9 protein-coding genes and 1 pseudogene are annotated in these 21,174 nt (G+C 72.0%); 5 read left to right on the forward strand and 5 right to left on the reverse strand.

Going from position 1 to position 21,174, the window contains the following annotated elements:
• Positions 1 to 232: 232 nt before the first annotated feature.
• Entirely contained in the window at positions 233 to 1,756 is a 1,524-nt protein-coding gene (locus EKG83_RS13925) for an alkaline phosphatase D family protein (RefSeq protein ID WP_153278064.1), read from the reverse strand.
• 13 nt (positions 1,757 to 1,769) lie between these two features.
• Positions 1,770 to 3,407 carry an FG-GAP repeat protein gene (locus EKG83_RS13930; protein ID WP_153278065.1) on the reverse strand — a complete coding sequence of 546 codons (1,638 nt, stop codon included), beginning with the start codon at positions 3,405 to 3,407 and terminating at the stop codon, positions 1,770 to 1,772.
• Positions 3,408 to 3,693: 286 nt separating this feature from the next.
• Between EKG83_RS13930 and EKG83_RS13935 the strand changes: the two genes are divergently transcribed.
• Positions 3,694 to 4,662 (forward strand): ArsR/SmtB family transcription factor, encoded by a 969-nt coding sequence (locus tag EKG83_RS13935; RefSeq protein ID WP_033434550.1) that lies wholly within the window; start codon positions 3,694 to 3,696, stop codon positions 4,660 to 4,662.
• 211 nt (positions 4,663 to 4,873) lie between these two features.
• Here the strand turns inward: EKG83_RS13935 and EKG83_RS49980 are convergent.
• A pseudogene (locus EKG83_RS49980) lies at positions 4,874 to 5,038 on the reverse strand (IS701 family transposase); the annotation flags it as partial.
• Positions 5,039 to 5,416: 378 nt separating this feature from the next.
• Here EKG83_RS49980 and EKG83_RS13940 point away from each other — a divergent pair.
• Positions 5,417 to 7,183 carry an alpha-L-fucosidase gene (locus EKG83_RS13940; RefSeq protein WP_033434549.1) on the forward strand — a complete coding sequence of 589 codons (1,767 nt, stop codon included), beginning with the start codon at positions 5,417 to 5,419 and terminating at the stop codon, positions 7,181 to 7,183.
• Positions 7,184 to 7,234: 51 nt separating this feature from the next.
• Here EKG83_RS13940 and EKG83_RS13945 read toward each other — a convergent pair whose 3' ends face one another.
• On the reverse strand, positions 7,235 to 13,411 hold the full coding sequence (locus EKG83_RS13945; protein WP_153278066.1) for an RHS repeat-associated core domain-containing protein: 6,177 nt from the start codon (positions 13,409 to 13,411) through the stop codon (positions 7,235 to 7,237).
• Between the two features lie 165 nt (positions 13,412 to 13,576).
• On the opposite strand from EKG83_RS13945, the gene EKG83_RS13950 reads away from it, so the two are divergent.
• From EKG83_RS13950 to EKG83_RS13960, 3 genes are read left to right on the forward strand one after another with little or no spacing between them, the layout of a single operon-like run.
• A complete protein-coding gene (locus EKG83_RS13950; protein ID WP_084717001.1) occupies positions 13,577 to 17,095 on the forward strand; it encodes an RICIN domain-containing protein in 3,519 nt (1,172 codons plus the stop codon).
• 48 nt (positions 17,096 to 17,143) lie between these two features.
• Positions 17,144 to 18,304, forward strand: a complete 1,161-nt coding sequence (locus tag EKG83_RS13955; protein ID WP_033434579.1) for a sensor histidine kinase — start codon at positions 17,144 to 17,146, stop codon at positions 18,302 to 18,304.
• A gap of 9 nt (positions 18,305 to 18,313) precedes the next feature.
• Positions 18,314 to 19,000, forward strand: a complete 687-nt coding sequence (locus tag EKG83_RS13960; RefSeq protein WP_033434578.1) for a response regulator — start codon at positions 18,314 to 18,316, stop codon at positions 18,998 to 19,000.
• Positions 19,001 to 19,006: 6 nt separating this feature from the next.
• Here EKG83_RS13960 and EKG83_RS13965 read toward each other — a convergent pair whose 3' ends face one another.
• The gene (locus EKG83_RS13965) at positions 19,007 to 20,692 is read right to left on the reverse strand and encodes an RICIN domain-containing protein (protein ID WP_051766757.1); all 1,686 of its coding nucleotides are present in this window, start codon (positions 20,690 to 20,692) and stop codon (positions 19,007 to 19,009) included.
• Positions 20,693 to 21,174 lie beyond the last annotated feature (482 nt).

Here is a 21,174-nt window from a genome sequence, read left to right on the forward strand (position 1 = left end):
CACACCAACAACCGCGGGCTCCCGCTCCCACGCGCTCCTCGGACCGCCGGGAATCTCGCCGCGACAACGAACCCCGGCGGAGGAACCACGCGATGGGCACCATGCCGGTGTGGTGCCCCTTCCGCACGAGAAGAACAACCGGTTCCGGAACGACCCGGTCGGTGGGCGCGGGGCGGGGCGGTCACGCCCGCGGATTCCGGTTCCGCTCGGCGTGACCGCCCCGCGTGGTCGGTCAGGGGTTCTGCAAGCCGGGCCGGCCCGCCTCGACGGCGAACGAGCGCAGCGTCACCGCGGGCTCGCCCGCCGTGGAGATCTTCTTGACCGCCCGGAAGTCCACGTCCATCCGGGTCGGGCTGATCGTGGTCCGCACGTAGCCGCGGTGGTTGGAGTAGAACTTCAGGTGCGGGTTGTAGGCGCTGCCGGGCACGCCGGTGGAGTCCGCGCCGTCGCCGCCGGAGGACACCGACGTGGTGACCAGCTCGGTGCCGACCACCGGGGACGCGGGGTTGGTGAAGTCGACCTTGAGGTCGTTGGCCCAGGACCGGTGCACGTCGCCGGTGAGCACGACCGGGTTGGGCCCCCCGCGCTGCACCCAGCCCTTCTGGATGCGGTCGCGCGAGGCCGGGTAGCCGTCCCAGCCGTCCAGCGCGAATGCGCCGTCGCCGTCCACCCGCCGGGCGAAGAACACCTGCTGGCCGATCACGTCCCAGGTCGCGTCGCGCTGCCCCAGCCCGTCGAGCAGCCAGTTCTCCTGGGTGACGCCGGGCAGGCTGCGAGCCGGGGCACCGGCCTCCGGGCAGTACTTCCAGCCGTCGCCGCACGCCTGGTCGTCGCGGTACTGGCGGGTGTCGAGCATGTGGAACGTGGCCAGCGTGCCCCACCGGACGCGCCGGTAGAGCTGGATGCCGCCGCCGTTGGGCCGGGCCCCGCCGCGCAGCGGCATGTTCTCGTAGTACGCCTGGTAGGCGGCGGCCCGCCGCTGCCTCCACTCGGCGTCGGTGAGCTCCGGGGCGTTGCGGTCGCGCACGTAGCCCGCGTAGTTGTTCTCCACCTCGTGGTCGTCCGGGACGACCAGCCACGGGGCCGCGGCGTGCGCGGCCTGCAGGTCGGCGTCCGACTTGTACTGCGCGTACCGCCGCCGGTAGTCCGCGACGTAGCGCAGCTCGTCGTCGCCGGCGTGGCGGCGCACCCTCCCGCTCACCGCGCCGCCCTCGTAGATGTAGTCCCCGAGGTGCAGGACGAGGCCGGGCCGGTCCTCGGCCATGCGGCGGTAGACGGTGTAGCGGCCCTCCTCGTAGTGCGCGCAGGACGCGAACGACATCAGCAGGTCGCGGCCGACGGCGTCGAGGGCGGGCGCGGTGCGGGTGCGGCCCACGGGCGAGAGGTGGCCCTGGGCGCGGAAGCGGTAGAAGTAGTCGTAGTCCGGTCGCAGGCCGACCAGCTCGACGTGCACCGAGTGGGCCGCGGCGTAGGTGGCGGTCGTGGTGCCGCGCTGGACGACGTCGGTGAAGCGGTCGTCGGTGGCCACCTCCCAGTCCACGGCGACGTCCTGGTCGGGCATCCCGCCGTGCCCGTCGGCGTTCAGCGGCGTCGGCGCCAGCCTCGTCCACAGCACCGCGCCGTCGGGCAGCGGGTCGCCGGAGGCGACGCCCAGGGTGAACGGGAAGGACGCCGCGGCGGCCCGGCCGCCCAGCGCCACCGTGCCCACGGCGGCCGCGCCGCCCAGGACGAAGATCCGTCGGTTGAATCGGCCCATGTCGTGCATCCCCCTACTTCGGCGTGTCCTGGTTGTCGTTGAGCACGAGGGAGTTGCCCGCGAACGGGGCTCCCGGCCCGTAGCCGGAGGCGGTGCCGAGGTCGGCGCGGGTGACGCGCCGCGCGGAGGTCACCGCCAGCGCCGAACCGGACAGACCGGTGCCGAGGACGAACAGGGTCCCGGTCTGCAGCGTGCCGTCCTCCCACGGCGCGGAGACCACCAGCTCGGCGCGCCCGTCCCCGGTGACGTCGAGGATCCGCAGCCCGTACCCGAAGCCCTCGCCGACGCCCTCGCCCGCGGCGATCGGCGCGGTGTTCTCGCCCACCAGCGCGACCGGGTGCGAGAGCGGGCCGGCGCCCCCGCCGCGCAGCAGGCACACGTAACCGGTGCGGTCGTTCTCCTTGATCGCGCCCACCGCCAGGTCGTCCACGGCGTCGCCGTCGAGGTCGCCCACGGCGAGCGATCCGCCGAAGTGGTCGCCCGCCTCCGGCGAGCCGGGCACGGCGTCGCCGGACTGGTCGATCACCTCGGTGGTGGTGGTCAGGCCGGCGGCGCCACCGCGCACCGTGACCAGCGCGCCCGAATCGGCGGGCGCGCCCCGCCTGCGGTCGGCCTGCACGACCAGGTCGGCGTGCGCGCCACCGCGGAAGCGCCCGATCACGAGGCCGCGCCACCTGCCCGCGGTGGCGGCGTTGCCCACGCTGACGTAGGACGACGCGGCGCCGGAGAGCCCGCCCGCGGCGCCGTGCAGCAGGTGCACGGCGCCCCACGCGTCGGTGATGTCGCCGATGACGTCGCCCGAGGACAGCACGGCGAGGTCGTCGCGCCGGTCACCGGTGACGTCGCCCGCGGCCAGCGCCCAGCCCATCAGGTCGTCCGCCTCGGCGGCGCCCGCGAGGTCGGGGTCGTCCTGGTTGAACGCCACGGCGCCGTTCCCGGTCAGCCCGGCGGCCCGGCCGTAGAGGATCCACACCGCGCCCGCGCGTGCCTTGGTCCCGATCGCCTCGCCGGGTGAGCCGATGGCCAGGTCGGCGTAGCCGTCGCCGTTGAAGTCGCCGGTGGCGAGGCTGCCGCCGAACAGGTCGCCCGCCTCCACCGCGCCGGGCAGGCCGCCGGTGTCCTGGGTGACGGTGCTCGGGGCCCCGGCGATGGTCCGCAGGTACGGTGCGGTGCGCTGGCCGTAGAGCACGGTCACCGCGCCGGCGTTCGCCAGGCCGCCCACGCGCTCGGTGGGGTTGCCGACGGCCACGTCGGCGAGGCCGTCGCCGTTGAAGTCACCGGTGGCCAGGGCGGTGCCGAACTTGTCGGTCGCCGTCATGCCGAGGCCGACACCGGGGCTGTTCTGGTTGACCAGGGCCGCCGCCGCGCCCGTCGCGCCACCGGGGACCACCAGCACCGAGCCGCCGAGGTCGTGGGGGCTCAGGGCGGTGTCGCCGAGGTAGGTCAGCCGGGCCCCGGAGGCCAGGACGAGGTCGGGGACCCCGTCGCCGGTGACGTCGGCCTGCGGCACCGCGGGCAGGGCCGCGGGCCGCACCGGCGTCGGGGAGACCGCACCGGCGTCCGGTGCCACGATCGACGACGCCGAGACGGCCGCCACGACGACCGCACGCGCCCAGGACCTGGTGGCCGTGGGGAATCTGCTGGTGAACACCGGGCAACGCTAGGAAGGCCGGTGAAACGCCGACAAGCGTTTCGGCGTGCGTGGAAAGGCCCGGGAGGCGGTGCGCGGACGAACGGCGCCGCGCGCGAACGGCCTCGCGCGAGCCCGGACCGGGGGAGTGCGCCGTTCGTCGTCAATCATTGGCGGTACACGCCTCAACTTTGGCGGTATTTCCCGGCTCGCCGATGCCGCCGACGTCCCGCCGTGCCCTAGCGTCGGACGCCGGGTGGGGGGATCACCCGACACGACGTTCGACGGACGTGCTTCGGGGGGAGCCGTGCTGCGCATCCACTTCACGCCGGAAGACCTCGCCAGGACGAGGATCAGCACCGCGCCGCACCCGATGTGGGAGACGCTGCTCAGCCTGTACCGGCTGCGCAGGCGGACGGGTGAGGTGGTCTTCGCGCAGTGGCGGAGGTCCGCGGGCCCCCAGGCGCCCGCGGACACCCGCCTGCTGACCGACCTGGTGCCGCCGTCCGGGTACGCGGCGGACTTCCTCACCCCGGTCACCGACGGGTTGACCCTGGCCGACGGGCTGGAAGCCCTGCGCCGCACGCCGAGGCGGAGGCTCAGCCAGGACCTGTCCGTCCTGGCGGGCGCGCGACGCCTGCCGTCGTGGACGACCGCGCTCGCCGAGGGCCGCCCGGAAGCGGTCACCCGCCTGGCCGACGCGGTCGAGCAGTACTTCGAAGCCTGCCTCGCGCCGTACTGGACCCGGATCACCGGCCACCTCGGCCGGGAACGGGCCAGGCAGACGGCGTTGGTGGCCGACGGCGGCTGGGAGCGCGTGCTCGAAGACCTGCACCCGACGGCGCGGTGGCACTACCCGGTGCTGGAGCTGGGCTACCCGGTCGACCAGGAGCTGCACCTGGGCGGCCGCGGTTTGCAACTGGTGCCGTCCTTCTTCTGCCAGGGCCTGCCGACCACGTTGTTCGACGGCGACCGCGAACCGGTCCTGGTGTACCCGGTCCGGCACGAACCGGGCTGGTCCGCCCCCGACGGCACGCGCACCTCGCTGGCGTCCCTGCTCGGCCGGACGCGGGCCAGGGTGCTGGCGGCCATCGGCGAAAGCCCCTGCACCACCAGCGAAGTGGCCCGCCGCACGGCGACCACCCTGCCGACCGCGAGCCAGCAGGCGTCGGCCCTGCGCGGCGCCGGCCTGGTCACCAGCCGCCAGAACGGGCAGTCGGTGCTGCACTCGATCACCTCGCTGGGCCTCGCCCTGCTGGCCGGCGGTCCCTCCTAGTGCTCCAGCCGCCGTTCGTGGTGCTGGGCCTGTCTTCGCTGGTAGTGGGCTTGTTCGGCGCGGTGTCGGTGGCCTGGGCCGACCTCGGGCCCGGCGGTCCGGAAGCAGCCCTCGACCGCCCATCGAGCACCGGCCACCCGGATCGGGTCCTCGTCGGTGGTTCCGGTTCGGGCGCAACACGAGTAGTAGGCCAACTCGTGCTCTTCCCGGGCTCGATCAGCGTCCAGCCGTTCTTGCCCGCGATCGGCGCCACCAGACCCCGCACGTGCGCACGAGCCCGCCGACGCGGCTCCGCCCGCAGAAACCGGCCCGCCACCCGCCCGAACAACTCGTCCAAGCCGCTCACCCAAGCCTGAACGTCCTCGTCGACCAACACAAGATCGACAAATTGGCAGGCCACGGCCACGAACCGCGGCTGGAGCGATTGACGCTGGTAGTGGGCTTGCTGGGCGCGATATTGATGGCACCGGCAAGAGCTGCGCGGAATGTGCTGGATGTTCCCGGCCGGAGTGACCGCTGGGCTATCGGACAACCAGCGACCCGTGCCGTGCGCGGCGACGCCCTGTGCGCGCGTGGGCTACTCGGCAGCGGAAAGCGCACACAAACGGCCGTTTCGGCGTTGCTTACCGGGTGGTAAAGTCCCGGCGAACTGTCGGTGCTGGGCGACAACGCGCGGATCCACGGTTACGCCTTTGTGCCGTCGCGCGGGTTACTGCTTTCTGTGTGCTCTTCAAGCGCACGAAAGGATTCGCTCATGTACCTGTCCGGCAGGCGGACGTCGGCGGGCGTGTTCATTCCGCTGGTGGCGCTGGTGGCGGTCCTCGTGGCGCCCTTGCAGGCGCTACGGGCCCATGCGGACGACGGAACGACCGACATCCTCGATCACAAGTACGGCCTGTTCGTCCACTACGTGCCCGGCCACACGGTGAACTCCGGCGGCGCGGTCGTCGACGACCCCAACACTCTGGCGAACAGCTTCGACGCGAACGGGTTCGCCGACGATCTGGCCGCCGCGAAGGTGCGGTACGTCATCTTCACCGCCTGGCACTCCAAGATGGTGGCCCTGTACCCGAGCCGGAAGATGCTGGACTGGGGCCTGCCCGACCACCGCGTCGACCGCGACCTCATCGCAGACATGATCACCGCGGTCAAGGCCAAGGGCATCCACGTCCACCTCTACACCCATCCCCGTGACGGCATGGAGTTCGGCGACGCGGACAAGCGCAAGACCGGTTGGGGCACACAGCCTTCGACGGGCGGGCAGTCCTCGGACCCGGGGCCGGACTTCGACCGCACCCGGTGGAACGATTTCATCAACGACGTCTACCGGGAGTTGATGCAGCGCTACGGGGCATCGATCGACGGGCTGTACATGGACGAGGGAAGCCCCCGGGGCGACAGCCAGACCGTCGTCGACTACCCACGACTGCGCGACACGATCAAAGGGGTCAGCCCGGGCGCGGTCCTCATCCAGAACGACTACGGCAACCTGTACGGCCTGGACGTGGGCATGAAGGAGTACTTCGGTCAGGCGGAGTTCGGGCAGACCAACGGAGACCTGTGGCCCGGCCACGCCGAGCCGGTGGCGGCGACCATGCGGGGAACCGGAACTTCTTGGTGGGCATCGCAGACCGGCGGCTGGGTCAAGTACTCGCCAGAGAGCATGTTCCGCTACACCGTCCTGCAGGCGGCCACCGACAGCGCCGGCGGCGGCATGGCCTGGGCGGCCGGCCCCTACGCCGGCGGCGGCTGGGAACCCGGCGTCATGCCGGCACTGCGGCAAGTCGGTACCTGGATCGACCGGATCAAGGTGTCTGTCGAGGGCACCCGGCCCAGCACCTCCTATCCCACCAAGGCCGGGACCCGCATCGCCGACCTGTCCTGGGGCGTAGCGACCAAGTCACCCCACGACCGCACCGAGTACCTCCACGTGCTCAAGCCACCGGCCGGGCGGACCCTCACCCTCCCGCTACCCCGGGACGGCAAGGTCTTCTCGGCGGCCTCCCTGGTCAAAGACGGCACGCCGGTGATGCTCACCCAGGACATCGGCCGGGTGAGGCTCACCATTCCGGGAGCCTGGGACGCCAACGACACCGCGATCGAACTGACCGTCTCAGGCCGTTCGGGCCCCGTCGCCCTCTACCGCTGTTTCAGCCCCGGCACCGGCGATCACCTGGTGACCACCGATTCCGGTTGCGAGGACCCGAGTCGCTACTCGCTGGACGGCCCCGTCGGCTACGCCCATCACGACCAGGTCGCGGGCACTGTTGCCCTGTACCGCTGTTTCAGCCCCAGCACCATGCGTCATCTGGTGACCACCGATTCCGGTTGCGAGGACCCGAGTCGCTACTTCCTGGAAGGTCCCCTCGGCTACGTCTACCACGACCAGGTCGCGGGCACTGTTCGCCTCTACCGCTGTTTCAGCCCCGGCACCGACGATCACCTGGTCACCACTGATCCCGGTTGCGAGGACCCGAGTCGCTACTTCCTGGAAGGTCCCCTCGGCTACATCATCGACTGAACCAGGCGAACGGGGTGGTCCCGGGCACCGCGGTGCCCGGGACCGCGGCCGTCAGACCTTCTGCGACCAGTGGTTGTCGTCGAACGACCAGCTCGCCCCGTAGACCATGGCGTCTTTGGACAGCAGGCTGCCGTCGATCAGGTTGTTCCTGAATTCCATTTTTTCCAGCCCCTGCACCTTGGACATCGCCTGCGTGTACAACCGCGAGGTGCCGGTGAAGGCGCTGCCCTGGACCCTGGCCGCGACCTTGGCCGTCTGCATGCCTTGACTGATCTTGGTGCCGACGCCGAAGGTGACGATGCCGGCGACCTCCAGGGCGGCCTTGCCCGTGTCCCCCTCCCGCGCGGCGATCACCGCGTCGACCGCACTCATGCCGGCGACCGCGGCGCCGCAGACCACGCAGCCGAAGAACATCGCCGCCACACCGAGCCCCAGCTTGAGCGCGCCCCACCCCTTCTCGCCGGGTTTGAACTGCGTTGCGACCTTGCCGGCGGCATCCCAGGCGTTGCCGATGTCGCGCCCGATGCGCTTCGTGGCCTTCTTGAGCCCGTTCGAGGCGGCCTTCTTGTACCGGTTGAAGGTCTTCTTCACCTTGTTCAGCTTCGGTTGGACGTGCTTCTTGTAGAAGCGCTTGACCGAGCTCTTGGTGTTCTTGACCACCTTCCTGATCGTCTGCGTGACCTTCTTGACACCGGGGATCTTCTTGACCACGTTCTTGATCACCGGCACGGTGACGGAGGCCAGCTTCTCCACGGCGTTGTGGATGATCGGCGTGTACTTCGTGACCCACGTCGTGACCGGCTGGACGACCGTCTTCACGAACGGCTTGAAGACGACCTTGGTGATCGTCTTGATGCTGAACCCCCACCGGCCGTCCGGGTCGGTGTAGGTGACCGGGCTGTTGTTGGCGTAGGCGTAGCCGTGCAGCTGCTGCGGGTCCTCGTGGTCGATCACCGGGTCGACGGAGGTGAACCGGCCGGTCGATTGGTCGTACTCCCGCGCCCCGAGGTGCACCAGGCCGGTCGTGGGGTCGTTGGTCCCGTTGACGAACCCCCGTTCACCCGGCCAGGGCGACGGTGCCGCGCCGCGCACCTCGCCGTACGGCGTGGTCCGCCGTCGCTGCACGGCCTGGGTCTCCGAGTCGATCGACAGCTGCGCGGTGCCGTGGTGGTCGGCGGTCTGCCAGGTCACCTTCCCGTCCGAGGTGCGGACGGCGACCACGTGCCCGGAGTGGGTGTAGTAGCGGGTGGCGGACAGGGCGCCGTTGCCGTCCACCCGCACTTCGGTCGCGCCGAGGTACAGGGTGGTCCCGGTCGCGTCGCGGCGGATCAGCCGCTCACCGGACGCGTCGTAGAGGAACGACGTGGTCTTGCCGCCCTCGGTCACCTTGGCCAGGTGGCCTTCGGCGTCCCAGTCGAGCACCTGCCCCTTGCGGGCGGTGGTGTTGCCGACCGCGTCGTAGCCGTACTGGTCCACCTTGTCGCCCGTGGTCACCTTGCGCAGCGCGTGCGGCTGCGGTTGGCCGGGAGCGGGGTAGGTGTAGTTCGACGTCGTCGACTTGCCGTCCGCGCCGGTCCTGGTCTCGCTCAGCCGGTTGCCGACCTTGTCGAACGTCCAGGACAGGCCGTACGGGGCCGGGCCGCCCAGTTCCCCGGACCCGCACACGCCGGACTTCGGCGTGTGCGCGTTCGTGAGCCGGCGCAGGTGGTCGTAGGCGAAGCACTGGGTGTCGGAGTCGGCCGCGTCGGACATCCGCCTGATGTTCCCGGCCGCGTCGTAGGTGTAGGACAGGTCGGACAGGTAGCTCGCGCTCGAATCGCTCTGCACGACCGTGCGGGACAACCGGCGGGTGCCGTCCTCGTACTGGAACGTCTGCTGCACCGCCTTGCCGCCGGTGGACAGCGTCGCGCTCTCGATTTCGCCGTACGGGGTGTACCTGGTCCCGGTGACGTAGGGGGTCTTGCCGCTCAACGTCGTCGGCAACCCGTAGTTGTCGTACCCGAACGTCAGCGTCTCCTCGGCGAATCCGGCCACGGCGGGCAGCTTCTGCGTCGCGATCTCGCCGTCGACGGTGTAGGTGCCGGCGAACTGGTACGTGCCGGCGAGCCTGCCCTCGGTCGCCGGGATGGTGAGCTTCGAGCCGGTGGGCCTGCCCGCCGGGTCGTACCCGGTCACCGCCGAGGTGTACGCCGCGCCGTCCACCCACCGGGTTGAGGTCGCCGGCATGCCCGGGGCCACCGTGTCGTACGTCCACTCCGCGCGCTTGCGGCCCGACGTCGACCCCTCGTACAACCCGGTCTGCCGGCCGAGGTCGTCGTAGGTGGAGGCGAGCGTGACGCCGCGGGCGTCCTTGGCGCTGGTCAGCTGGCCGGCCTCGTCGTAGGTGTACTCGGTCAGGCCGCGGTCCGGGTCGAGGCTGCTGGTCTTGCGGCCGCGCACGTCGTAGGTGTAGCGCCACACGTTCCCGGCCGGGTCGGTGACCGACAGCAGCTGCCCTTCCGGGTCGTAGGTGTAGGTGGTCCGGTCGTAGTCGCCGGTCGGCGCCTCGCCCTTGTACTGGCGCAGCTCGACCACGTTGCCGTCGGCGTCCAGGATCCTGGTCTCCGGCGTCTCGCCGGTCGGCGGGTCGACGTCCTGCCGGTCGGGGTTGTTGGTGTAGGTGGTGCGCCACTTCTCGACGCCCCTGACCTTGAAGATCGACACCGTCGGCCGGTCGCTGCCGTCGTACTCGGTGACGGTCTGCGAGGTCAGCAGGTCCTCGTCGGGGATCAGGACGTCGTAGCCGGGTGGTGCGTCGTTGAGGTAGGGGCCGTTCTGCTTCACCTCCAGGCCGCGCGCGTCGTAGACGTGGTCGATGACCGTGCGGCCACCGCCCGGCGCCGGCGCCTGGGTCTGCCGCAGGCGCATGTCGCCGTCGTAGAGCTCGTAGTCGGTGTCGTAGGAGCCGTCCGGCTGGAGGTCCTTGGTGGTGACCACGCTCGGGCCGTCGTTGCGGAACAGGTAGGCGTGCTCCCGGTCGGCCGGCCGGGTGTCCGGGTTCGCCCCCGGCAGCCACTCCTTGAGGACCCGGCCCAGGGCGTCGTAGGTGGTGCGGGAACGCCGGTCGCCGGGCAGGACGACCGAGGTCTCCTCGCCCCACGCGGGGTCCACCTCGGTGACGGTCCGGTGGCCCAGCGCGTTGGTGACCGCGATGCTCGTCGGCGCGCCGGTCGCCGGCGTGTACGTGGTCGTGCCCTTGCGGTTCTTGGCGTCGTAGACCTCGATCGGCCGGCCGTAGCCGTCGTGCTTGGCACGGGTCGTCGTCACGTAGGTCGGAGCACCGTCGACCCAGCCGGAGAGCTCCTCCATGCGGGTGACGTCACCGACGGTCGGCGGCGCGCCGAGGGTGTCGTTGCCGTCGTAGTAGAACCGGTCGTCGTCGATGACGTTCTCCGGCTTGACCGGCGCGTCGCAGCCGTCGGACACGGTCTGCTTGCGGTACGGCAGCTCCACCAGCGACCCCTGCGCCGCGTAGCTGTAGCGGGTACAGGTGTCGTCGTCCGCCGTGCTCGTGTCGTTCAGGTCGAACGTCTGCTGGAGCACGCCGCGGGTGTCGTAGGTGTTGTCGCTGCCGGTCTCCCGCCAGGTCCCGTCGGACAGCAGGTTGGTCTGCCGCGACTTCCTCTCGCCGGTCTGGAACGACTCGGTGGTGCCCCAGGAGGCCCTGCGGGTCGCCGTCGGCCCCTGCACCCAGTGGTCGGTGATCGACCGCGACATCACCGCCCCGCCCGCCCCGGTGTAGGTGATCTCCTCCAGCTCGTAGCCGGACAGCGGGTCGCTGTCGCGCCAGTGGCCGCTCTTCGAGTCGAGGACCTCGACCGACTTCCGGCCGCCCGCCGCGGTCTTGTCGCCGTCCATGCCGCGGTAGTACCGGGTCTCGGTCAGCGACTGCCCGCCGGCCGCGTCGCCCTTCTTGACCAGCACCTTCTCGTACCCGCGCCACTGCGACCAGGTCTTGCGCTCGGCCGGGACGAGGCCGTCCTCGTCGTCGTGCCGCCACGCGGGCGTGCCGCCGTACTCGACGGTGGTCTCCTCCGCGACGACGCCCGTGGTGAGGTCCTTCTCGGTGACGCCGCCGACCACGTACTTGTGGAACCAGTCGGTGCGTTCCTTCGCCACGCCGTCCGGCGTGTCCGGGCTCCACTTCAGCGGGTGGCACCGCAGCGTGTTGGTGTCGGGCGCGGGCCGCGTGCCGGTCGGGGCGCAGTTCGGCGGCTGGTAGGTGACGACCACCTGGCCGCCGGAGTCGGTGTTGATCTTCTTCATCCGCCACCAGTTCATCGGCGGCACCATGTCGTTGGCGGCGTCCACCCGGTTGTTCAGCTGGATGCCGTCGAACGTGGTCGGCGGCAGCTCGACCGGCGTGCCGGCCAGGCCGGTCTGCCTGATCGACGACAGCCACAGGCCGGCCCTGGTGCCGTCACCCGGGCTCGGGAAGGTGTGGGTGAGCTTCCAGGTGTTGACGTCGCGGAACGCCGAACCGGTCCACACCCTGGTGGTGACGCTCTCCAGCCGCTTCTGCGTCCAGAACGTCTGCGAGTGCTTGTTCTTGCAGTTCGTCGTGCTGGAGCACGCCTGGTCCCACGGCGTGTCCGGCCAGTTCGCGGGCTTGGCCGCGACGCAGTCGGCGGCGGGGGTGCCGGGGATGCACCGGTCCGCGGCCTTGAGCACGACCTGGCCGACCGGTTTGGTGGTGAAGATCCCGTCCTTGAGCTGGCCGTAGTCGATCCGGGTCAGGTACCCGGCGCGGACGTAGGACGAGACCTTGGTGGCGCTCAGCTCGCGGCCGTAGTTGTTGGTCTCGGTGTCGTAGAAGTAGCTGATCGTGTTGCCGTGCCGGTCGACCACGTAGTCGAGGTTCCACCGCCACGCCTGCATGCAGGACGAGTCGGCGAACGCGGTCTTGTGGCACGGCTCGTTCGCGTGGTTGCCGTACACCCGGTTGGTCCACACCGACTCGGTGACCTCCTTGCCGGTGCTCCAGCCGGGCAGCTGGTTGAGGCCGAAGTAGAACTCCGTGCCGTCGCGGCTGGTGATCTTCCAGTGCTCGCCGTTGTCGTCGGGGTTCTTCCCTCCGGTCAGGCGCTCGACCACGGTGCCGTCGTCCTTGCGCGGCCGCCACGTCCTGGTGGCGTCGTCGAGCACCAGCTCGCCGCCCTTGCCGTTGAGCGTGAACGTGGCGTTGTCGGAGCGCCAGCACGTGTCGCCGGTCTTCGTGGTGTTGTTGGCGTTGCCGTTGTTCACCGGCTTCATGTCCGTCGAGCAGGCGACGTACCGGCGTTCGATGTACCCGCCCGGCTCGAAGGAGAAGCCCTCGCCCGCCCAGGACGGCTGGTTGTTGGCCGCCGACGTGCGGCCGTCCATCGAGCCGGACGAGTAGGACAGGTTCAGCTGGGGCGCCGCGGCGTTCACGTTCGGCGGCACGTCCATCGGGTAGTTCCAGGTGAAGTCGCCGGAGGAGCCGCCGGCGACCCAGGTCGAGGACGGCGACAGCGACGACTCCTTGTAGTCGCCGGCGCCCGACGAGTCGCCCGCCATCACGCCGTACAGCCCGGACTTCGCCTCCGGCGCCGCGGTGGCCCGCGCGGTCAGCCGCCCGGAGCCGTTGTTCCGGGTGGCCAGCGGGGTCGCGCGGCACTCGTCGCGCTCCGGCGTGGTCAGGGCGCACTCCGGCAGCGCCACCAGCCGCAGGCGGACCGCCCAGTCGCCGCCGTGGGCGTGCGCGAAGCCGGAGTAGTCCACCTCCACCGCCACCGGCCCGGCCTGCCGGACGCCGTCGGCGCGGTTGATCCGCAGCACCGGGCCCTCCAGCCGCCGGTCGAGCACCTCGACGCGGACCTTGCCGGGCGCGGCGGCGGCCGTCGACACGTCGCCGTCCACCCGGCCGACGAAGACCGGCAGGTCGCCCGCGCGGGTGGTGGCGCCCGCCGCGCGCACCCCGTCCAGCGCCACTTCCGCGACGCCGGCCCCGGGCCACGACACCTCGGGCGCCTTCGTCACCGCCGCCGCGTCGGCGGCGTTCGGTTCGGGCGGCACGGCGCGGGCGTCGTGCCCCGGGACGGAGGGTTCGCGGTGCGGCTGGAACGCGGCGGCGCCCGGTCGGGCGAGCGCGGGTGCGGGCACCACCGCGGTCATCGCCAACGCCAAGCTCACCACGCCGGCCACCAGCCGGCGCGCGGGTCTTCTCATCAGTCGCCTCCTCGGCGTCGAAACGCGGAACCGAAAGCACAGCGACGGCCGAGATTAGGAACGGGCGTTTTCGCCGCGACAGCGTTTCAGCACTGCTGGAAACGCTTTCCGCCGCACGGCGCGCCCTCCTAGCGTGCACCCGGTCCCTTCCGCCTAGGAGCGCTGATGTCCTCACCCCGAAGATCGGCACCGCGCGGGTCGGCCACGACCCTCGCCCTGGTCGTCTGCCTCGCGGCCGCGGTGTGCACGCCGTCGCCGCGGGCGGCCGGAGCCGCCCCCGAGCCCGCCCGGGAGCCGGTCGAGCTGGTCGGGCTCCGCACCGAGACCTCCCGGGTGTTCGCGAACCCGTCCGGCACCAGGACGCTGGAGCAGTACGCGGCGCCCGTGCGCACCCGCAAGGCCGGGGAGTGGGTGCCGATCGACACCTCGCTCGCCCGTGCCGCCGACGGCTCGATCAGCCCGCGCGCGACGGTCACCGGGCTCCGGCTGTCCGGCGGCGGGACGGGTCCCCTGGCGACGGTCGAGCGCGACGGCCGGGAACTGGCGCTGTCGTGGCCGGACCCGCTGCCCGCGCCGCGACTGGACGGCGACACCGCGACCTACCCGGACGTGCTGCCCGGGGTGGACCTGCGGGTGCGGGCCGACTCCGACGGGTTCGCCCAGGTGCTGGTGGTCCGCGACGCCGCCGCGGCGGCGAACCCGGCGCTGCGGGCGATCCGGTACCGCACGGCGACCAGGGGGCTGACCGTCAAGCCCGGCGCCGACGGTGCGACGGCCGCCGTGGACGACACCGGGCGGGTGGTGTTCGCCTCGGGCACCCCGGTGATGTGGGACTCGCCCCGCCAGCGGGCCGCGGCGGCGGGGAACGCGCCGCAGGGCCGGGAACGCGCGATGGACCTCCGCGTCGGCGCGGACGAGCTGGTGGTCACACCGGACCCGGCGATGCTGACCGGCCCCGACACCACCTACCCGCTCTACATCGACCCGTCGTTCAGCGCCGGGCAGAACCGGTGGACCTACGTCAACAAGGACTCGCCGGGCACCTCCTACTGGACCACCAAGGACACCAACAAGGCGAAGGTCGGCAAGACCTGGGGCACGGCCGGGCTGTACCGGTCGCTGTTCCAGATGAACTCCGGCGCGATCGCCGGTTCGAAGGTCACCCGGGCCTGGTTCTCCATCACGATGGACCACTCCGCCGCCTGCGCGGCGACCTCGGTCGACCTGTGGCACACCAAGCCGATCGACCCCGAGGTCCCGCTGACCTGGACCAACTCCGGCGGCCACTGGCTGACCCGGCTGGCCTCGGCGAAGGGGACGGCCAACGAGTCGACCGCGTGCCCGAAGCCGGACTTCCCGATGGAGTTCTCCTCGGCCGCGCTCACCAAGGCGGTGCAGGACACCGCGACCGCCAACGGGGACACCGTGGCGTTCGGCCTCCGGATCGACCCGGACGTCGAGAGCAGCCAGGACCAGTGGAAGTACTTCTACGCGAACACGGCCAGGATCAACGTCGAGTACAACTCCCGGCCGCGCGTCCCGACCGGCGTCGGCACCGTGCCGCCCAAGCCGTGCGGCACGGCGACCGCGCCGACGCCGTTCACCACCGGCGCGCCGACGTTCTCCGGCGTCCTGTCCGACCCCGAGGGCGACAACGTCTCGGGCGTGCTGGAGGTCCTGGAGGGCGACACCGTGATCGCCACGTCGACCACGCCGGTGATCGGGTCCGGCGGCGCGGTCACCTGGCCGCCGCTGCCCACCGGCGCCGTGCCGGAGGACCGGCCCGGCGCGGTGTTCAGCTTCCGGGCCCGCGCCCGCGACGCCGCGTTGGCCGGTCCGGACACCGCGCGGTGCTACTTCACCGTCGACAAGGTCGAGCCCGGCGCGCCGGGCGTGACGTCGACCGACTTCCCGAACGGCACGGCGGTCCGCGCGGTGGGGGAGATGGGCGTGGTGACCTTCCACCGCGCCGCCGCCGACACCGACATCGCCGGGTACCGGTACGGCTTCCAGCCCGATCGCGTCACGTCGTGGGTCGGCGCCGGGGCCGACGGGCGCGCGAGCGTGCCGATCACGCTGTGGCCCGATTCGCCCGGGGGGACCATCGGGATCAACCGGACGCTGTACGTGCGCGCCGTCGACCGGGCGGGCCACCCCAGCCCCGAGCCGACCACCTGGAACCTCACCGCCACCCCCCGCGCGATCACGGCACCCCCGGTCCGCGGCGACACCAACGGCGACCGGCTCGCGGACGTGACGACCGTGTTCGACCAGGGCGAGGGCCGCACGGCCGCCTGGAACCTCGTCTCCACCGGCACCGGGTTCACCGCCGCGCACATCGGCTGGGACAGCGGCGTGAACGGCGGCTTCCCGGCGCACCGCACGATCAACGTCCGCGGTGACTTCACCGGCGACGGGCGCGGCGACGTCGCGGTGTTCCGGGAGGACCCCGACCGGAGGGTCCGGCTCTACGTGCTGCGCTCGGACGGCAACCGGTTCGTGGTGGAAGCCGAGTCCTGGTCGGGCACGACCTACCGGCTGTCGTACCTGAAGGTGGTCGCCGGCGACTTCGACGGTGACGGCGACGACGACATCGCGGCCTTCCAGGGCCAGCAGGGCGAGCAGACCAAACTCTGGGTGCACACCGCGAACGGCGGCCGGTTCGGCGAGCCGGTGCTGCGCTGGGACAGCGGCGCGGGCAACCTCGACGTGACCGCGACGAGCTTCGTCGCGGGCGACTTCGACGGCGACGGCCGCGCCGACCTCGGCCACCTGCGCGGTCACGACGGGGCGCGGACCGAGCTGTGGGTCCAGCACGGCTTCGCCGACCCGGTGCTGCGGTGGGACAGCGGCGCGGGCAACCTCAACCGCGCGAGCGCGACCTTCCTCGCCGCCGACGTGACCGGCGACGGCACGGGGCGCGACGAGGTCGTGGTCATGTCGGACCGCGGCGGCAACACCGCCCGGCTCGACGTGCTCGCCCCCGACGGCGGCACCTGGACCAGCCGGGTCTGGTGGACCGGCACGTCCTTCGACACCAACGCGGCGGTCGTGTCGGCCGGTGACTTCTCCGGCGACGGCAGGGCCGACGTCGCCGCGCTGTACGCGACGGGCGACGGCAACCGCCGGGTCTACACGTTCGTGTCGACCGGGACGTCCTTCGCGGACAAGCGCGCCGACTGGGAAGGCCGGATCGGCGACACCAGGACGCCGTTCTACGTCGAGCCCGACAAGGTGTACCGGATCCAGCCCAAGCACAGCGAGAAGTGCATCGGTGTCGCGAACACCGCCAAGGACACCGTGCTGACCCAGTCCGACTGCGTGACCGGCAACAAGAACCAGCAGTTCACGATCGAGCGGCAGGGCGCCACGGACTACTTCATGCTCAGGGTCGTCTCCTCGAAGCTGTGCGCGGACGTGAAGACGTGGCAGCACGCCGACGACGCGCCCGTGCTGCAGTGGACGTGCAACGGCGCCGGTTTCCCGCAGGCGAACCAGCAGTTCCTCTTCGACTACGTCGAGGGCGGCGGCGTGGACGTCGCGGTCCGGCCCCGGCCCGCGCACAGCGGGAAGTGCCTGGACATCAGCGGCGCGAGCCAGGGCAACGGCGCCGCCCTCATCCAGTGGGCGTGCGGCGACGCCACGAAGTCGAACCAGCTGTTCTACCTGCGCCCGGAACCGTGACGCGACCTCGTGGCCCGGGTGCTGCCGCGCGCCGCCTATGCTGGCCTCATGCGCTGGGGCGGCAGGGGGACCATCCCGGCGCTGGACCTCGCGGCGGCCCTCGCCATGGTCGCCACGGCGTGGCTGGTCGGCCGGCAGTACGCGCCGACGAGCTGGGGCGCGGACCCGGTGGCCTACGGGCTCACCGCGGTGGTCTTCCTGCCGTTCGCGCTGCGCAGGCGTGCGCCGGTGCTCGTCCTGGCGACGAGCACCGCGGCGCTGGCCGTGTTCCTGGCGCTCGGCTACGTCCAGCTCGCGCTCAACTTCTGGGGGCCGGTCCTCCTGCTCTACACGGTCGCGGCGCTGCGCCCGCCCAGGACCACCGCCGCGTGCACCGCGGCGGTGGCGCTGACGCTGCTGTGGGCGGCGCTGGTGACGGGCCTGCCCTGGTACATCGCGATGGCGGAGGCCGTGGTGATCCCGGCGGTGGCGTGGGCGATGGGCAACGTGGGCCGTGAGCTGGCGCTGCGCAACCGGCAGCTCGCCGTGCTGACCGAGCGGCTGCGCACCGAGCAGGAGCTGCGGACCGAGCGCGCGTTGACCGAGGAGCGGTTGCGCATCGCCCGGGAGCTGCACGACGTCGTCGCGCACCACATGTCGGTGATCGCCGTGCAGACCGGGTTGGCCAAGTACGTCTTCGACGACGACCCGCCGACCGCGCGGGCCGCCGTGGACACCATCGGCGCCACCAGCCGGGAGGCGCTGCGCGAGATGCGCAGGCTGCTGATGGTGCTGCGCACCGACGACGAGCCCGGCGACACCGCGCTGACCCTGGCGCACCTGCCCGAGCTGGTCGAGCGCACGCGCGCGGCGGGCCTGCCGGTCACCCTCGACCTGGCGCCGCCGGAGGTCGAGCGGTTGCCGCCGGGCCTGCAGCTGTGCGCCTACCGGGTCGTGCAGGAGGCGCTCACCAACGTGATCAAGCACGCCGGGCTGGCCGCCACCGCCGTGCGGGTGCGCCGCGAGGCCGACCGGCTCACCGTGCGCGTCGCGAACGAGCCGGGCCCGCCGTCGACGGGCGACGCCGGCACCGGGCACGGCCTGCTCACCATGACCGAGCGGGCCGCGCTCTACCAGGGGACCCTGTCCGCGGGCCCCCGCGCGGACGGCGGCTTCGTGGTCGAGCTCACGCTGCCGATCACCCCGGACGAGAAGGCGCCGACGATATAAGTGTCGGTGATGAGGGGATTGCCCGGAGCCACGGTCCTGGTCGTCGACGACGAGGTGCTGATCCGCGCCGGCCTGGCCGCGCTGCTGCGCGCCGCGCCCGGCCTGGAGGTCGTCGGCGAGGCGGCGGACGGCCACGAAGCCGTCGCGCTCGCCGCCGCGACCAGACCCGACGTGGTCCTGATGGACATCAGGATGCCCGGCCTGGACGGCATCGCGGCCACCGGCCGCATCCTGGCCGACGCGCCCGACCCCAAGCCGCGCGTCATCGTGCTGACCACGTTCGACCTGGACGAGTACGTCTACGCCGCGCTGCGCGCCGGCGCCTCGGGCTTCCTGCTGAAGGAGACCGAGCCGCACCAGGTGATCGCCGCGGTCGAGGCCGTCGCCGCCGGGGACGTGCTGTTCGCGCCGTCGGTCATGCAGCGGCTCGTCGAGGCGTACGTCCGGCAACCGCGCCGCGTGCCGACACCGGCCCCGCCCGGCCTCGGCCGGCTGACCCCGCGGGAGCTGGAGATCCTCCGGCTCGTGGCGACCGGTCGGACCAACCACGAGATCGCCGACGCGCTCACCGTCAGCGAGGCCACGATCAAGACGCACCTCAACCGCACCATGACCAAACTGGGCCTCACCAGCCGGGCGCAAGCCGTCGTGGTGGCCTACGAGACAGGTCTGGTCATCCCTCGTCACCAGGTCTGATCGGGTTCAGGAGTCCCCGCGGACCCGGAGGTGCCACAGCTGCGCCCCGACGCCGGTGCAGTTCCACAGCTGCGCCTGGACGCCGTTGTCGAGCGCGCCCCGCGGGAGGTCGAGGCAGAGGCCGTCGTCGTTCCCCGTCGCGAAAAGGTAGGTCGAACGGCCCACCCCGGACGGCTTCCAGTCCTGCGCCCCGGTGCTGTTGCAGCTCCAGAGCCGGACCAGGTCGCCGGGGGCCGCCGAGGTGTTGCCGTTGGGCACGTCGAGGCACTTCGAGGAGCCGGCCTTCGCGACGGAGAACAGGCCGCCTCCCCGGGCGACCGCCCTGAACTCCTGGGCCGGCCTGGCGCTGTCGCACGGCTGCTGCACGACCCGGGTCCCGTCCGCGGTCGAGTTCCCCTCCGCGGTGAGGCACTTCCCGCTCTTGAGGTTGGTGATCTGGTAGGTCACCGCGGTGCTGACGCCGCCGGCGTCCGACGAGCCGTAGGTCGGTCCCGTGGCGAAGAAGGCCGTGCAGTGGTCGCCGACCCGGTCGGTCGCGAGGTGCAGCACGCGCGAGCCGTCCGCGGAAGGCAGGAGCGGCGAGCTGTAGTTCTGGCACGTCGTGTGGGCTTCGTCGGTGCCGAAGCCCGTGATCCTCACCGGTGAGTCGAGCTCGTACCAGCGGCCGAGCCCGTTGCTGCTGTTGGCGAAGACCGTGCTCCCGCTCTGCGGGTGCAGGACCGGGGCCGGACCGGTGTCGGGATCGCCCTCGGTGTCGGCGGCGCGCACCAGCCGCCCGATCAGCAGCAGCCGTCCGTTGGGACTGCCGCCCGGCGCCCAGGCGAGCGTGGGCGCGTGGACGAAGTGCCTGCCGTCCGCGGTCTTCGCGACCGTCCCGCGATCCGTCACCGAGCCCCAGTCCCAGCCGTCCGGCGAGGTGCGGGTGTACACCCGGCAACCGTGACCCCCTTCCGCGACCGGTTCGAGGTTGCAGTACTCGTAGGCCATGACGGACGTGCCATTCGGCAGCCGACGCACGACGGCCATGCCCGGCGAGTCCTCCAGGTGCAGCTCGGCGTCGGCGCGGGCGTCCACCGCGACGGTGTTGACCGTCGGTCCCCAGGTCTGCCCACCGTCGACGGACTTCCGGCGGGCGAGCACCTGCCCGTACCGGGGTTGCTGGGTCTTGTCGGAGAAGTGGACCACGAGCTCGCCGGCGTCGGTCACCGCGAACTCCGGCTCCCAGACGCCGTGGCCCGCGGTCCCGGTCACGATCGGCGTGGGCACCCTCTGCCAGCCGCGGCCGTGGTCGGTGCTCTTCCACGCCACGATCCGGGAGTTCGGGTTCGGCCGATCACGCCCGCCGCGGACGGCGTTGATCGAGGTGGCCCAGATCAGCGTGCCCGCCGGGCTCGCGCCGAGCTGCCGGGGGAACTCGAACAGCGTCGAACTGCCGGACCACTCGCCCGGACCCGGTTCGGTCCGGATGGTCGCGATCGGGTGGAACGAGGCGCCGCCGTCGGTGCTCTCGTGGATCGTCCCGCTGTCGTCGGTGTTGGTCGAGGCGAGGATCCGGCCCTGGTGCGCGGCGTCGGCGTGCTCCAGCCGGATCACGCGCGGGTACGTCGACGTCCCGTCCGCGAGGGCGACACCGCCGACGACGTTCACCGGGGTCAGCAGCGCGGCCGTGACCAGCCCGACAAGTGCCAGCACCTCGACTCCGATCAGGGTCCGACTCGATCCTCCAGCCGAGGCTAGTGCGGCCGCCACACCGCGCAGAACCCTTTCCGGCAGCGTGGAAACGCCCCTGGTCACGTGCCGTGCGTGGTCCCGTGCCCTGGGCTGCGCGCCGGTGTCGCAGCGGCGCTCGACCGACCTGCTCCGCCGCACCGGTTCCGGGTGGACCTCTATCCACAGCCCGGGCCGGACGGCGAGGTGCGGGTGCTGGAGACCAACGCGAACCGCCCGAGCGGACTCGATATCGCCGGCGGTCCGGTGTGAGCGTGGCGCCCACTGCTGGAACGGCCAGGGGCGTCACCGCCGGCACCGCCCCGACACGTGGGACCAAGCCGTGGACACCACCTCGCGCGAGGCACGGCTGGTGCAGCGGTACTGCCCGACCACCTGCCGGCCAGGCGAGAGGTAGTGCCACTTACCCCGATAGGGGGACGCGGGTCGGGCCGCTGGCACCTCGG

Origin of the sequence: Saccharothrix syringae (genome assembly GCF_009498035.1) — a bacterium.
Classification (GTDB): Bacteria; Actinomycetota; Actinomycetes; order Mycobacteriales; family Pseudonocardiaceae; genus Actinosynnema; species Actinosynnema syringae.